The sequence below is a fragment of the Streptomyces sp. P9-2 genome, assembly GCF_051903975.1.
GTDB classification, from domain to species: Bacteria; Actinomycetota; Actinomycetes; order Streptomycetales; family Streptomycetaceae; genus Streptomyces; species Streptomyces cellulosae.
Window position 1 is genome coordinate 1,769,711 of record NZ_CP192633.1, and the last position, 15,324, is coordinate 1,785,034.

8 protein-coding genes and 2 pseudogenes are annotated in these 15,324 nt (G+C 68.9%); 7 read left to right on the top strand and 3 right to left on the bottom strand.

Annotated features, from left to right (window positions below):
* Position 1 precedes the first annotated feature (1 nt).
* Together ACQY0Z_RS08355 and ACQY0Z_RS08360 are read left to right on the top strand one after the other, a co-directional pair.
* On the top strand, positions 2–1,303 hold the full coding sequence (locus ACQY0Z_RS08355) for an AAA family ATPase (protein ID WP_439812028.1): 1,302 nt from the start codon (positions 2–4) through the stop codon (positions 1,301–1,303).
* Positions 1,300–1,713: pseudogene (locus ACQY0Z_RS08360) on the top strand (TniQ family protein); the annotation flags it as partial. The gene ACQY0Z_RS08355 and the pseudogene ACQY0Z_RS08360, both read left to right, overlap by 4 nt.
* A gap of 74 nt (positions 1,714–1,787) precedes the next feature.
* Here ACQY0Z_RS08360 and ACQY0Z_RS08365 read toward each other — a convergent pair.
* Positions 1,788–1,928, bottom strand: coding sequence for a hypothetical protein (locus ACQY0Z_RS08365; RefSeq protein ID WP_439813406.1), 141 nt, complete (start codon positions 1,926–1,928; stop codon positions 1,788–1,790).
* On the opposite strand from ACQY0Z_RS08365, the gene ACQY0Z_RS08370 reads away from it, so the two are divergent.
* The 4 genes and pseudogenes from ACQY0Z_RS08370 (at position 1,927) to ACQY0Z_RS08385 (ending at position 4,977) form a co-directional block, all read left to right on the top strand.
* Positions 1,927–2,520: a hypothetical protein gene (locus ACQY0Z_RS08370; protein ID WP_439813407.1), complete on the top strand. Its 594-nt coding sequence runs from the start codon at positions 1,927–1,929 to the stop codon at positions 2,518–2,520. The genes ACQY0Z_RS08365 and ACQY0Z_RS08370 overlap by 2 nt on opposite strands.
* 7 nt (positions 2,521–2,527) lie before the next feature.
* A pseudogene (locus ACQY0Z_RS08375) lies at positions 2,528–2,944 on the top strand (TniQ family protein); the annotation flags it as partial.
* Positions 2,945–3,271: 327 nt separating this feature from the next.
* Positions 3,272–3,748 (top strand): hypothetical protein, encoded by a 477-nt coding sequence (locus tag ACQY0Z_RS08380; RefSeq protein ID WP_439813408.1) that lies wholly within the window; start codon positions 3,272–3,274, stop codon positions 3,746–3,748.
* 2 nt (positions 3,749–3,750) lie between these two features.
* A complete protein-coding gene (locus ACQY0Z_RS08385) occupies positions 3,751–4,977 on the top strand; it encodes a TniQ family protein (protein ID WP_439812029.1) in 1,227 nt (408 codons plus the stop codon).
* A gap of 71 nt (positions 4,978–5,048) precedes the next feature.
* Here the strand turns inward: ACQY0Z_RS08385 and ACQY0Z_RS08390 are convergent, their stop codons facing one another.
* Together ACQY0Z_RS08390 and ACQY0Z_RS08395 are read right to left on the bottom strand one after the other, a co-directional pair.
* The gene (locus tag ACQY0Z_RS08390; RefSeq protein ID WP_439812030.1) at positions 5,049–5,582 is read right to left on the bottom strand and encodes a hypothetical protein; all 534 of its coding nucleotides are present in this window, start codon (positions 5,580–5,582) and stop codon (positions 5,049–5,051) included.
* Positions 5,583–5,652: 70 nt separating this feature from the next.
* Complete coding sequence (locus ACQY0Z_RS08395; protein WP_439812031.1) at positions 5,653–6,561, bottom strand: toll/interleukin-1 receptor domain-containing protein; 909 nt, start codon at positions 6,559–6,561, stop codon at positions 5,653–5,655.
* Positions 6,562–6,854: 293 nt separating this feature from the next.
* On the opposite strand from ACQY0Z_RS08395, the gene ACQY0Z_RS08400 reads away from it, so the two are divergent.
* A complete protein-coding gene (locus tag ACQY0Z_RS08400; protein ID WP_439812032.1) occupies positions 6,855–15,146 on the top strand; it encodes a hypothetical protein in 8,292 nt (2,763 codons plus the stop codon).
* Positions 15,147–15,324: the final 178 nt, after the last annotated feature.

A 15,324-nucleotide genomic window follows, 5' to 3' on the forward strand; every position in this document is an offset into this window, starting at 1 on the left:
AATGAGCAACCTGCACCCGGAGGCGTCGAACGTGCCCGTGCCGTTCCTGCGCTTCGGCCCGAGGCCGGATCGGACCCGCCACGAGGGCTGGCAGGAGTTCCGCCGGACGCGGGATCTGTTCGTGCCGGTCAAGAAGATCTCCCTGGCCGAGTATGCGCTGATGAGCCCGCGCAAGAAGTCGCTGTACGACCTGCACCGGGCGGCCACGCACGTCAACATGCAGATGCTGGACACCCCGATGAGCGAGGTGGTCACCACGTTGATGCGTTCGCGGATCCAGAACAATGCGATGCGTATCGGCCCGAGCACCCTGGACGGGCTGATGATCAACGGTGGGGGTTACCAGGGCAAGACGGAGACTGCCTGCCGGACCGCCACCGAGTTCGAGGACACCTGGCGCGCCCTGTTCGAGCAGTACCCCGAGTGCTACTTCGACCCGATGCCCGGCACCCGGGACCTTATCGCGCCGGTCGCCTACTGCCAGACCCCGGTGAAAGCCACTCCGATCGGCCTGTGCGAGGCGATTCTCGACTACTACGGCGCCCCCTACGGCAGAAACCTGCGCGGCATGATCCGCAATGTCCGCGAGTCGATCAAGGCGCACGCCACCACCGTCCTGATCATCGACGACATCACCCGCCTGAAGATGCACCGGGAGGACGACCAGGACACCCTCGACCTGATCCGCGGCCTGATGGACCTGGACGTCACGCTCGTCCTCATCGGCGTGAACATCCCCCGCTCCGGTCTGCTCAGGGAGGGCTGGCACGACCCCCGCACCAACCAGTGGGTCTACGCACCGCTGAAGAAGGGCAAGAGCTACAACCCTGACGCCTCCACCCAGACCGAGCGCCGATTCGACCTGGTCACCCTCGACCCCTTCGACTACAGCAACAACGCGCGCACCGGCGCCTTCATCGACCACCTCGTCGGCATCGAGAACCAGATCCGGCTCTTCAACGCAGGCCCCGGCACGCTGTCCGAAGGCCGGATGCCCGAGTACCTCTACCGCCGCACCCACGGCATCGTCGGCCTCCTGCGGCGCCTGGTCGAGGACGGGCTGACCAAGGCCATGGAGAGCGGCCTGGAGGACCTGACCATCGACCTCCTCGACGAGATCACCATCAACCTGGGCAACGTCCCCGGCAAGGACGGCGTGCGCGACGCCGAAGCTGGAGAGATCCCCGACGTCGACACCGCCCCGCAGTCGAAGGCGGAACCGGCCCGGAAGGCCGCGAAGGCCCGTAAGGGGCGGAACACGGTCCTCGACGACCGCGGCACACCACCGGCGGCCGAGGCATGACCCCGCGCCCCCTGCCCCGCACGCTCGCGCCCCTCCCGGACGAGTCGCTGGTGGGGCTCATCTTGCGCCTGACTCACCACAGCGGGAGTTCGCCCGCGGCCATCGCCGCGCGTATGGGTCTCGCGCACCGCGAGGGCGTCTACGTTCCGGCAGGATCGTTGCTCGACCTCTCTCCGCGCAGACTTGCCGATGCGGCGCATGTGGCAGGCCTGTCGCTCCGCGAGATGGAGAACCTCCTCCTGGCGCCCCTCGGCGAGCGCTATGGACCGCTCAGCCAGCAACACGACCCGTGGTATGGACCCCAACTCCTCACCAACCCCCGGCGATGGGTCCACCTGCGCAGCACGCAGTTCTGTGAGCGCTGCCTGGCCGGGAACGGCAGCCCACTGGGAGACAGACTCGGCGGCCCGTGGAAGAGGCGCTGGCACCTGCCGGTCGTCTTCGCCTGCGTCGAGCACCGCCGCACGCTCCGGCGCCACTGCCCCTACTGCGGACGCCCCGCCCACGCCGCGCGGAGAGGACTCATCGCACATGCCTCCCAGGAGGACCTGCACCCCACCCAGTGCCGCGCCTCGTCCATCTTCCAGACCAGCAGCAGGGACAGGTCGGTGTGCGGTGTCTCCATGGCCGCCACAGCGGGGAGCCGCAGCATCTCGAGTGACCGCGCGACACGAGAGGCAATCATCGGCCTCCAAGAGCGTATCGACGCACTGCTGTCCCTCAATGGCCAGGCACTGACCCTGAGTTGTGGGGAGCTGGTCTCTGTGGCCCAGTACTTCATGGACCTGCGCGCCGTCACCGCGCTGATCTTCGCTTCCTGGCCCCTGGCACGCCCGTTGGCGGCGACGGAGGTACTGGCCAGGGCCGCCGACCGCGACGGGGAGCGCCGCCAGCGAAGCGCCCGCGACCTCCGCAGCCGGGTCAAGGGCGCGCGGGTCGGTGACTTCTTCCTCGCGCCACCTGACACGGCGCTCGCGACCAGCGCCATCCTGGGCATCGCGGAACGCCTCCTCAAAGCCGCCGACAACTCCGAGGAACGCGCCGGCCTCATCGAGCTCTACCAACCCGCGGTGGCCGGGCGCGCCCCGCTCAGCCGGAGACTCGTGGCCGAGCTCGGGGCATCGCCGCCCTTGTGCCGCACCCTCGGTATCACTCCGCGCCCGCGTAAGGCCGCTACCCGCAGCGCGTCACAGGCGTCAGTTCAGGAAGCGGGGTGAAAGCGGCATGCGCCCCCTGCCTCGCAGCCTCGACCCACTCGACGACGAAACCCTCGTCGGCTTCATCCTCCGCCTCGCCCGCCACAACGGCACGACCCCGGACCACGTCGCATCCCGTTTGGGGTTGACGGACGCCCAGGGCGAGTCTCCCGGCGTAGTCTCGCCCTGGCTGTTGGTGGACATGGACAAACCACGCCTTGTCCGGGCGGCTCGCGCGGCACATCTGACCGTGGCGGAGGCCGATAAGTTACTGCTCGCCCCGATGGGGCATCGATACGGCCTTGTGAGCAGGCGATACCGGCCGTGGACGAGTCCACGGCAGTTGGACCGCCCCAACCGATGGGTCTTCGTACGGACATCTCAGTACTGCCCGTCGTGCCTCGCGGGCGATGGAGGCCCGCAGGAAGCCCTGAACGGGGGAGCCTGGAGGCGGTCTTGGCGGTTGCCGGTGGTCTTCGCCTGCGTCAGGCACCAGCAGCTCCTCCACCGGGTCTGTCCCGCGTGCCGCACCCCCGGTCAATTTGCCCGCGCAGGTCTGATCGCTCGCCCGGGAACGGAAGATCTACATCCGGCCCAGTGCCGATCGTCATCCGCTCCGGGCTCGGGCGGGGGCCGATCGGCGGTCTGCGGGGCCGACCTCTCCCGCATCCGAGCTGCTCGTACTCCGGATGACGCCGACTCGCTCAAGGCGCTGCTGACACTCCAAGAACGCCTGGATGCGCTGCTGACGACAGACGGGCCGCAGGGCGCCATGAGCTGCAGTCAACTTGTACCGGTCGCCCAGTACTTCATCGACCTGAAAGTTGTGGCCACCTTGATCCTCGCCTCCTGGCCGGAAGCCGGCTGCTTTGCCGCGACAACTGCCCTGGCACAGGCGATCGGACGAGAGGCCGAGCAGCGACTGCGCGACAGTCGACGCCGCACGCCGGGAGGATCAAAGAGGCCGTACGGGATCAACTCGCTGCTCGCCCCTATGGAGTCCCCCCTGACCATGGGCGCGGTACTGGGCATCGCCGAATCCGTACTCGAAGCCCGCGACAGGAATTGGACCGAGAGGGTCCTACGCCCGCTCTACGACGCCGCGCTCGTGCTGCACCGGGACACCTTCCGGGATCTTGCACGCCTCCCCGGCACATCCCTTGCGTTGCAGCGGGTGCTCGGAGTCGTAAAGGAGACGGCGGACAGTCTGAGCCCCGAGATCTACGTCCGCGGTCCACGAAACGGCTGACCATGCGCCCCCTGCCCCGCAGCCTTGACCCGCTGCCCGACGAGACCCTCACCGGATTCGTCCTGCGTCTCGCCCACCGGCTGGGCACGACACCCGCAGAAGTCGTCCGCCGCACAGGCCTGGCACGCGGCGACCGCCCCGGCCCGCCCACCCGTCTGCCCCTGAGTTTCCAGCACCACCTGGACGACGCCCACCTCACGGACTTCGCCCGCGCCACCCACCTGACGCCCGCCGAGGTCACCGACATGCTCCTCGCCCCGCTCGGACAGCGGTACGGGCCGCTGAACCCCGCCTTCACCCCACGCATCACCCCAGCCCGGATGATCTACGACAACCCGTGGGTTCTGACCCGCTCCACGCGCTACTGCCCGCCCTGCCTCGCCGGGAACGGCGCCCCCATCCAGGACCGCCACGGCGGCCCCTGGCAACGGCTGTGGCGCCTCCCCGTGATCTTCCTCTGCATCCAGCATCGGCGACTCCTCTCCCACCAGTGCTTCGGATGCGGCATGCCTGCGCAGTCCGCCCGCACGGCCAACGCCCTCGCCCGCCTGTCGGACGACGCACTCAACCCCCGGCAGTGCCGTTCCGCGCAGGCTCGGTCGGCACCGACCGAGCAGCCCGCAGCTGCCTGCGGAGCCGACCTGACCCAGCAGGGCCCCCTGCACGAGGAGCCTGATCCGGTCACCATGAAGGTGCTCTTGCACGTCCAACGGCACCTTGCGAACTTGATCGCCGCAGGAGGCCCCGATACCACTATGAGCGCAGGGGCGCCCGTCCCTGTCGCGCATTACTTCGCCGATCTGCGAGCCGTGGTCGCCATGATCTTCCGGACCTGGCCAGAGGCCCGCCCGTACTCCAGCACTCCCGCCCTAGCCGCCACGCTCGACGCGGAACATGCCTCCCGCACCGCGCAGGCCCAGCCCCTGCTCAAGACCGCCGGCAAGAAGAAGACCTCCAAGCCTTACACCGCGCCGCCGCAGGACTCCCTGGCCATGGGCGCAGTCCTGGACATCGCGTCCCTGCTCCTCGCAACAGCGGAGCCGGATGAAGCGCGAGAGCTCCTGGCCCCGCTCGTGCAGCGGTTGCGCGATGACGACCGCGCGCTCAGCATCTACTTGCGTCGCCCTGCCTGGATCTCGACGCCAATGAGGACCGCGGTCAGAGACGACTGTCCTGCACGCGAGAAGACCTGTACTCGCCGCGTGGGCGACAGCGGTCCTCAACACTGAGCCGTCCTGAACCCAAGCCCACCAGAGGGACGGACAGGGCACCGGGACGGCGGGATTTGGACGGGGGCCGCTTATGCCTGGGCCTTGAGGACCTTGGCCTGGGCCGACTTGAGGCTCCGGTACGCGTCGCGGACGTACCTGGCGAGGCCCTCCCCTGGATGCCGGACCAGAACGTTGCCGTCCTCCCCGGCCTCCCACTCGACGATTGTGACCTCGTAGGACGAGACGTGGGCACAGAAGTCGAGAACTAGCTGGGGAATCTCGTCCTCGATGAACAGGTCGCCGTGGGCCAGGACGACGTCGCGCATCTGTCGCGCTGTCGGGACCAGCACAGTGAGGACCCACCGGCGCCAGAGCCGGCTCTGTTCCTCGGTGAGACCAGCGGCTTGCCGACGTTCCTCGAGCGATGTCAGGTGCCGCTCACGGAAGGCGTCCCATGTCCGTTCGTTTGTCTCAACGAGGACCAAGAGGGGGCCGTACAGGTCCCTGAGCTGGGAGTTGATCCGGTCGAGGTGAGCCTGGCGCTTGGAGCGTCGTATCTCTCCGCGCTGGTTCAGGGCGTAGGCGAGCACGGCGATCAGAACGCTGGCCAAGGCCGTGATCATCGTGGCGATCAGCGTGGACAGGTGAACTCCTTGGACTCGAGCGGGAGGGGACCAGTTGGCGCCGAAGCGGCTACTGCGGGGCGAACGTCACAGACTCCTCGTCATGGGAGATTGTGATGGGGATCTTGCTCCAGCTCGCGAGCCGCCGCAGTTTCTCGGCCTTCTCGTTGGCCCGCCGGTATCCCTCGCTGTCGCAGATCACGGCGATTCCACCCTCGTGGGCGTCCTCCTGCACCAAATGGGTGCGGCCTACGATCTCGCGGACTCCCTCGGTCGTATGGTCCGTCGTCCTGTCCTCCTCCTCGGCGGAGGCCCGCAGAGGAGTGTCTCCAGCAGTCGTCCTGGGAGCGGGTACGAGTACGGGTGCGGCACCGAGGGCGCTCAGCTTTTCCTCCAGCGCACCGATCCTCCGGCTCTGGTCGCGCACGAGATCGACCAGTTCGCCGAAGAGGTCCTCGGGCGTTGCTCGTACCGGTGTCTCCGTCGTCGGCATTCCCTTCTTGATGTCCCGCAGATCCCTGTCCACCCGGTCCCAGAAATCCCCGAATGCCCTTCTCAGCGCCTCCGGGCTGTACGGGTTGACGCATTCGTCGTGGAGGGACTGGATCATGGAGAAGACCTCCCTCCGAACGGAGGAGTCGGTCGCCTGGAACTGCTTGAGAGGGCCGGAGATCTCCTCCGGTGGCATGTCGATGAGGAAGGGATGAACGTAGGCCTTGTCCTCATCAGTCCGCCTGGACAGGGCTCCTGCCTCGTAGTTGATCCACTGCTTCCGCTGGTTCTCACGTGTGAGGCACATGATTCCGACATCGGCGTCCCGAAGTTGGGCCGCGATGCTCTCCATCGACCTTTGCCCCTTCACGATGCCTAGCGACGAGACGAAAGCTCTCATCTCGGGGTGGAGATGCCCAAGTTCCCTCCCGAGCACTTCGGCGCACTTTCGCGCCGTTTCTCCCGACCAGCTGATGAAGATCTTCATGCCGTGCATCCTTGCAGCGAGGTTCGGAGGTCCGTGCGCTGGCGCAGCCTCGATGGCCGTTGACGGCCATGACCTGGCTCATTGTCGACATCGATGCCGCACACGTCCACTGGCGTCACGCGTATCCGGCGGCTGCCGTAAGAGATCAGCCATCACATGGCTTGATCCGTGCAAATCGCGTACGGCGAGGTGGAGTTGCCGGAAGAATAGTCCTGTTGAAGGTCCGGGCCGGGTAGAATTCCACCCCTCTGTCACTCGATAGGCACACGCACCACAGGGGTCGCGAGTCAGTGATGGTTCCCAACGAAACGTCCGTGGTCGCCAGGGACCTCGAACTGTTCCTGTCCGGCCGAGGTCGCAACGCGGAGGGCGTCCACTCTCCCACGGTCCTGAAGGGCGTGGCACCGTTCGCGGTGCTCCTGCACCGTCGGGTCACCATGCTGTCGTCGGTGCTCGTCCCGGCCTCCGGCCGGATTGCGGGCCCCCCTCCGCACGCGCTGTTGCTGCCCCGGCTGGGCCAGAGTGCGGCGGCGGTGGGAGAGTACGCCCTCGCCGAGCTGCTCGACTGGGCGGCGATCGCCTGGACCGGACGCACGAGCCTGCGCTACTTCTACGCGGGGCGCGCGCTGCCCGAGCCCGTGCGCCAGCCTCTGCAGGAGGCGCTGGTGCGCGACAACGCGGTCATGCGACGCATCACCGGATCGCTCGTCCTGCGCGACAGGGCCGAGCATCTGCGCGCCGAGGCGAACCGGCTCGCAGCCGTCGACCACACCTTCACGCGCCCTCTGTTCGTGAAGCCCGTGGAGGCGGTTCTGCACGACGTGAGCCGGGGCGTGATCGACGACCACGGTCTGCTCGAGCACCCGGCGGAGGTGCTCATCTCGCGCGCGAACACCGATCGTCACGGGAACCTCCCGCCCGTCCCACCCAACGGCAAGCGCTGGCCGTTTCTGGTGAAGGCTACGACAGAGGTCTGCACGTTGGTGCGGGAGCTGCTGGAGGTCGCGAACGAGTACTCCTGGGACGGGCCGGACGTGCCCGCGCCGCCGCTCGACAATCTCGCCCCGGACCTCGTACCCGTCGTTGAGGCGCTCCTCCTCGCCTCACCGGACCTGGAGGCGCGCCGTACCGACAGCGACGACGGCTGGGTGACCGGCATCGCCACCGAGGCGCTGTCGCTCGCGGCTCCGGAGCACCGGCACGTGATCGCTCTCTGCGCGCAGGGCGCGGGCGTGCCCGCCGACACGATTCGGCCGGCCCTGGAGCCGATCGACAAGATCCGTGCGCGGGCGGAGGCGCTGTTCAAGGCGCTGGCACAGGACCCTGACGGTCAGGGAGAAGACCTGCGCAGTCTGATCCTCCAGGCCCTGGACCGCGGGGACCTGCCCGAGGCCCGCGAGGGCCTCGACATGCTAGAGGAGTACGCGAGCCGTACGGCGGTGGAGGTGAGGGTCGCCGCCGTCCAGGAGGCTGTGGCCCGCGTCGAGGAGGTGGAGGCGAAGGAGGCGGTGCGGCTCCACCTGAGCACCGTCGAACTGCACCTGGACCGTGGCGACCTGAAGGCCGCCGCGACCTACGTCGGCGAGGCCGAGCGGGCCCTCCCCGCCGCTCCGCGGACCGTGGAGAACGGGCCGCCCGAGGACGCGGCCGTACGGACGTCGGTACCGCGGCAGGGGGCGGACGTTCCGGTCGGCGCTCTGTCGCCGCTCGGTACGGTCGACACCCCGTCCCCGGGCCTGGAGGGCGCCTATGACGTGGGTCTGCCGGCCAGGATCATGGCCGCCCTCCGAGCGCCGGATCACGAGGCTCCCGACCGGCGCCAGGTGGAGGAGGGCGTCCGGCGACTCGGCCGGACCGGGCTGCTGGACGACGTGGTCAGCACGGCCCGCGACCTGCTGCACATCGCACCCGACCTGGCCGTCGCGCTGACGGACGCGGCACTCGAGCGGGCCCGTCCGGTGCTGCGCCCGGTCCTGTGGCAACTGCAGCTCGACGCCCTGCGCGTCCTTGGCGAGGCCGAGCGCGCCGAGAAGGTGTTCCGACTCAGCCATCCCCCCGTGCCACCGGAAGGCGCGGTCACCGCCGAACCGGTCGTGGGCGCACACCTGTTGAAGCCGCGGGTACGGCCGTTCCAGCGGGTCGGCGACCCGGCCGAGACCACCCTCCCGGAGACCGGGCTGCGCCCGCCCGCGGAAGAGGCACAGCTGTACGCCCGCTCGCTCGAGGTGGGCAACACCTCCGCTCTCGGCTTCGCCGTGGGTTGGGCCGTGAGCGCGGGAAGGCCGACGGACGCGTTGCGTCTCTACCGCCGGTTCGGACCGCACCAGTACGTCAACGCCACCGCGGCCTGGAACGTCGCGGTCGCCTACGCCCAGGTCGGCCAGGCACGGGCGGCCCTCGAATCCCTGGTCGTCTTCAAGGCGGTCCTGTCCGGCCGTATGGAACCGCTCCAGCGCCGGGGAATGGAGGAGTTCGAGTACCTCCACGGGGCCCGTCAGGCACCTCCGCAAGCCGTCCCCGTCGTACCGGCTCAGGCCTCGGCGGCCCCTCATCCGGAGGAAGAGGCCAAGCGCCTCCACGCGTCCGGTCGGGTGGTGGAGGCCGCGGCCGGTCTGGACCGGTTGCTGTCGGAGAATCCGCGATCCCCTGGGGCGTTCCTGCTGCTCCGCATCCACCGGGAGCAGAACGACCTCGACGCGGCTCGCAGGACCGTCGATCGCATTGAGGCGGCCGGGGCCGTGACCTGGCGCCATCACCTCGAGCTCGCCCGTAACGCACTGGACGCCGGCGATCTCATGCTCGCGGGACAGCGGTTGGACCGGGCCCAGGAGTTGGGCGCCACAGTCGGCTGGACGGCGCCGCTCGTCACCAGGCTGCGCAGGGCGTCGGCCGAACCGGGACAGGCACAGAACACCGCGTTCGTCCCTGCGGGACAGGCGCGACCGCTGTCCGGCAGTGACGATCCCGGAACATGGCGGAGCTACCTCTCGGCCCAGCTGGACACTGCGGGACTCCAGGCCGTTCTGGAGTCGGCCGAGTGGGCCTCGCGGCGTGAGCCCGCCGCGGTGGGCGTGCTGACCTCGCAGCTCCGGGCCAAGCGGGTTCCCGTGCCGGACCGGGAGACCCTCGAACGGTTGATCGACCTGGTCAACCGGCACCGCGACTCGTTCCTCAATCGCAATCTCGCTCTGTGGCTGATCAACAGCGGCGACCACCGGTCGGCGGTGCGGGTGCTCCAGGACGCCGTGGCGTGGACGCCGCCCGACCGTCTTCCGCGCGTGGTGTTCCTGCGGGACGAGGCGGTCCGCAGGGGTGGCCTGTCGGCCGAGGCATTCGATCCGCCCTCGCCGCCTTCGGGTGTCACCAGTGCGAAGCGGAACCCGGATCCGGCGTTCGTCCCGGATGTCCACCTGCAGGAGATCGTCGGACTTGAGGCGGGCAACCCCTTCATCCTGGAGGCGCAGCGTCTGCCGCCGGACTCCGATCCCTCGGTCGTGGCGGACGCCTGGGTGCGAGCCGTCCGCAAGGGCCAGTCCCTGGCGCTCGGCAACGCCCTGGGAACTTTGGTGCGCGCCGGCCGTGCTGAAGAGGCCATCACGCTCTACGACAGCGTGTCCACTGTGTACTGGCTGGGCGCCGCTGCGGCCTGGAACCTCGGCTGCGTGTACGCGGCGTCCGGTCACCTGGAGGAGGCGGCCACCGCCTTCACGTACTACGCGCGCGTGTCCCCCCGGCAGTACACGGAGACACAACTGCGGGTACTTACCACGCTGTTCTCGTCCCTGGGCAGGCCCGTGCCTACCCCCGCCGGGTCTAAGCCTCCGCCGGTCCGGGGCGGGAGCGTCCCGCCCGGCGCCGCCGACGCCCTCCCCGGCACGGAGTCCCGCACGGCCGGTGACAGCCCCGAGGGGCTGGCGGCCCGCCGGATCGCCGAATTCCGCAGTGCGCCGGACAACCACAAGTTCTACATCGCCGGCACCGCGGTGCGCAGGGCGATGCAGGCCGGGCCGCAGGGCAACGTCACCCGCTATGTGGCCACGATGCGGAATCTGTTCTCGGTCCTGGCCAACCCCAGTCCGAAGGCTGCCGCCGAGATGGCGGCAGTTCTGGAGACCGCCGGGCACCAGCGGGAGGCCTGGGATCTTTTGGTGACGTGGATCGACCACACCCGCGCGGAGACCGCGCTGCTCGCTCCGGCGGTCCGGATCTCCCGCGAGTTGGAGCGGGACCGGCAACTGCGCGACCTCCTTGAGCGCCATCACCAGCCGTACTCCAAGTACGAACTGCATCTCAGCCTCGCCAAGCTGGCACAACGGCAGAACGACACACTGGCCCTGATCCGGTATGCCGACCTCGCGCTGCGCCGCAATGCGACCTCCGTCGAGGCGGCCGTCCTACGCGAGAGCGTCGTCGACCGGCGGCAGACGCCGCCGCCCGACAACCGGAAGATCCTGGGGAAGGTCAAGGATCCGCAGGTGTCGGAGGCCGAAGCGGTCCAGCTTCTGGTGCACGAGTACGGGGCCGAGGTGAACGCCCTCCAGAGCAAGGCGCTGACCTGGTTCCAGCCGGAGGTCGACTGGGGACAGCTGGCCCAAGGGCTGTCCGACGAGCTTCAGGACGAGGCGCGACCCGCGCTGGAGGCCGCCGCGGCGGAGGACTGGGAGCGGGCGGCAACCCTGTTCAGCGAGTTGCTCCTCGGGAAGGCCCCCAGGAACATTGTGCTGGTGAGGGCCACGGTGGTGTGCCTGCTCAAGCGCGAGAAGTACGACGAGGCCGATGTGGTGGCCGGAGTGCTGGGACATCTCCCGGACGGTGTCCGCCTGCAGGTTCAGATCGCCGCGGCCCGTAACAAGTACGCGCATGCCCGCGAACTGCTGGCGCTCTTCCGGACCGTCCGTGACGGTTCCATGGACGAGGCCCTCGCCCATGCCGGCCTGATCGCGCATCTGGGCCACCGTCCGCTCGTCGCGGCGAAGTTGCTGCTGGAGTTCGCGCGGCTCCGGCCTCCCGGCACCTCGGACCTGCCCCTGTCCCTCGCCGTCGTGCTGGCCCACCGCGATCGGAAGCGGGATCGGGGGCTCTATCTGCAGGCGCTCCAAGAGCTGCGCCATCCCCAGGTCGGCCTGGACGATCTGGTCACCTGGGCGATCGAGCAGGACGTCCCCGAGGCCCTCAACGACGCAACCCTCCCGCCTCTCGGCCGGGTCCACCTGGAGCGCGTGGCGGAGAGCCTGGCGACGGATCCGGAGCGACTGCTGCGTTTCGTCCGGAACCATCTGAAGGACAGGACCACGGGCGGCCGCGACGACACCGTGACGCGCGACGCCCACCAGTACTGCGCGGAGTTGCTCGGACGCCATGGACTGGTGCGGGACGCGTTCACGCAATGGCGCGCGCTCGCGGAGCAGGCGCCCGGCTTGGAAGAGCGGGTGAGAGTTCTCGGCGAGCTGAGATCCTTCTGCGACGAGGTCAGGTTCGCCGAGGGCTACCGGTACGCCGCGGTCACCCTGCTCCAGCTCGGCGTCGAGGTGGGCGAGGAGGCGATGGACTACGCCGACACCCTGTCCTCGGAGGAGGAGCCCCAGTCGTTGCCGCCCGGGACCGAGGAGCTCGTCTCCCGAGCGGCCACCAGGCAGGTACCAGTGCTTTCGGAGGGGCTGGCCTCAGCCGCGCTGAAGCTGAAGGAGGAGGCCGGCCCACGGGACGCGGAGTCCTTGGAGCTGCTGCACACTGTGTGGGCGGGGGTCGCCACTCAGCTGGAACACGAGGACGCGCTGTCCGTTCTGACCGGCAGCGCGACGCGCGACTCGGTCGAGAAGACGAGGCGTATCGAGGCCGCACTGCGACTGCAGGCGCTGCTGTCGGGGAATCTCATCTCGCGCAGGCTGAGAGAGGCGTCGTCCTTGCTCTCCGACGCACTGAACGCCGCCTGGGAGGACGTGGCGCGGGATCATCTGAGCAAGAAGAGTGACGGAGAGGGGCGCCTGCTCGAACTGAGGCTGCTGAGGGTCACCCGGCTGGGTTCCGGCCCTGTGGAGGTCAAGGCGGAGATCACCGCGCTCCAGTCCGTCTCGCAGATCACGCTGGGTATCGAGGGCGCGGGTCCGGAGGGATGGGTTCGGCTCGACAGAATGGAGGCCGGTGCCAAGGCGACACGGCTCCTCCTCCTCACCGGCGAACACCAGGAGGTGAAGGTCACGGCCTCGGGGGCGCTTCCCCAAGGCCCGCTGCCGCCCACGACCGTGACCCATTCGGTGAGCAACTATCCCCTGGACCAGCGGCTGTCCGCGCATTTCAAGCCGAGCGACCGCGTTGATCCCGCGATGTTCGTGGGGCGCACCAAAGAGCTCGAGGATCTGGCACGCCATTACGAGAAGGCTTCGCGTGGCCACGCGGGCACCTTGTTCATGACGGGCTCGCGACAGGCGGGGAAGACCTCCATCGCGTACCAGCTCAGTGAGGTGCGGACCCCCGGGTCCCACGAGCTGCCGCCCCCAGGCAAGTGGCGGATTCCACGGGTCTTCCCGGTCTACCTCAACGCCGAGATGACCGAGGACTCCGGCTGCCTCTTGATGACCGACATCGCCCAGGCGCTCGTGCTCGCGGTGGATCACGCCTTTGAGTACCGTGCGCCGGCGATCGGGATGCCCGAAGGCAACGCCCCGCTGGACTTCGTGAACTGGTGGGTCCGCGTCCGACGACAGCTGTGGCCCAAGGAGACAGTCGGACTGCTGCTCGTCATCGACGAGTTCCAGCATCTGCTGAGGCGGCTGAGGAAGTCGGACAACCTGGATCCCGTGCTGACCCAGCTGCGCGGGCTGAAGAACGAGCGGGTGGGGGTGGGTCTTCTGTTCTGCGGCGCCGCGACGACCCACGGGATTCGCGATCTGCTCGAAGACACCCGGTTCCAGCAGGACTTCACGACCCCGTACGTCATCGGCCCGCTCGACAACGACGCCACACGGCAGGCGTTCCACCTCGGATTCCTGGAGCCCGTCCAGGTGATGGACGAGGCCGCGGAGCGGGTGTGGGAGCTCACCCAGGGCCATCCCCAGCACATCCACATGCTCGGCGCGCGGGTCCTGAAGCTGCTGGAGAAGAGTCAGCGGACGCACGTGAGCGCGGAACTGGTGGACGCGGCGTTCGACTGGGTGGTGGACCAGGACGACGCTGTCATCGGGCTTCTCGACCCTTACGGCGAGGGCGGCCGGGAACATGTCCTGTCGCTCCTGCACGAGATCGCGCGGCTCATCGAGGAGGAGCCGTTCGTGACGGCGGTCCGGGCCTCGCTCGCCACCGCGAAGGTCAGGGACCTGGACGGGCTCCGGGACTTCGGGATCCTCGTCCAGCGAGAGGACGACTGGGCGTGGGTCAACCCGATCGTGCGCAAGTGGCTGGAGACGAGGAGGCCTCCGCACACGGAACGCCCCGGCCTCGGCTGGGAGGCGGACCCCAACCTCGGCTGGCAGACGGAGGAACAGCCGCTCAGGGACGAGGGCTACGTCGTCCAGCGGCGCTTCGACGAACGGGACCGTCCGAAGACGCGCCATCTCGCCCACGAGGAGATCCGGCAGCCGCTGGTCGCCCAGTTCCACCCGGGGTACGGTCCCCAGCTGGAGCGCCTCCACGAGATCTTCTCCGATTCCGTGCAGCATGTCGAAGGCGTTCCCGAGCTTCTTCCTCCCTGTGGACAGTGGCTGGTTTTCCACAAGGTGGACGGCGTCAGCCTGCAGGAGAAGCTGGAGGCCAAGTTGGCGGGCGGCCTCGTAATCAGCCCCGTGGAAGCCACCCGGTGGATCGTCGACGCCTGCGACACGCTCTACCGGATGATGGACGCGAGGAAGCTCACACATGGGGACGTGCGGCCCGAGAACCTCGTACTGCACGGAGCGGACGACAGCGAACTGTACGTACGGGGCTGGGGGGCAGGCCTGGACGTGACGCACGGCAAGCCCCTGCTGCCGCCTGGTCCGTCGGACTATCTGCCGCCCGAGGCTCTCAAGGGCATGCCGGCCGAGCGCTCCGAGGCCGATGACGCCTTCGCGCTGACGGCGATCCTGTACCGCCTCCTGCACCCGTCGGGAGCGCTGCCCTACGGGGATGAGGAGTCACTCCAGCACGGCCCGGAGCTGCTCATGCGCCACGGGGACCTGGGGATCACCATCGCCCGGGGGGTGAGCCCGCGCCCCGGCACGCGCTTCCGGAACGCGATGGAGCTCCGCAACGCGCTGAGCGCGGCCGTCCCCGAACTGCGGGCGGGGAGCGGTGCGCAGGCGTCGGGCGTCGCCCTGCGTCCGGAGGAGAAGCGCGGCGGACGCGCGACCGGCGACGGCGAAGCACTCCGGAACCTGCTTGAGCGTCTCACCGACGAGATCGAACACCTCGGTGCGCACCTCACCCCGGAACAGGATGACGACGTCCGAAGCGACCACGAGGCCCTGGCCCAGACCCTTGAGCCCACGACCCCGAACCCCGCACGCGTCGTACGGTTCGCAACGCGGCTGAGGGACACGCTCAAGGGCCTGGAAACGGCATCGACCGCCATGGATATCGTGGGCGAGATCCTCGATGCGGTCCGTTCTTAGGAGCTGTTGTCACAAAGTGCGCGGGGTCGCGCGACCTGGTTTATGGCCCTTTTGGCGAGGTGCTGGCTGCGGTGGGGTGCGAGTCGAGGGCTGCTTCCTCGGGTGAGGTGCCGAGTGGCTCCCGACAGATGTGCTGCACATACGACATCTACCGTGCTCAGTCTCACACGGCCTGCCG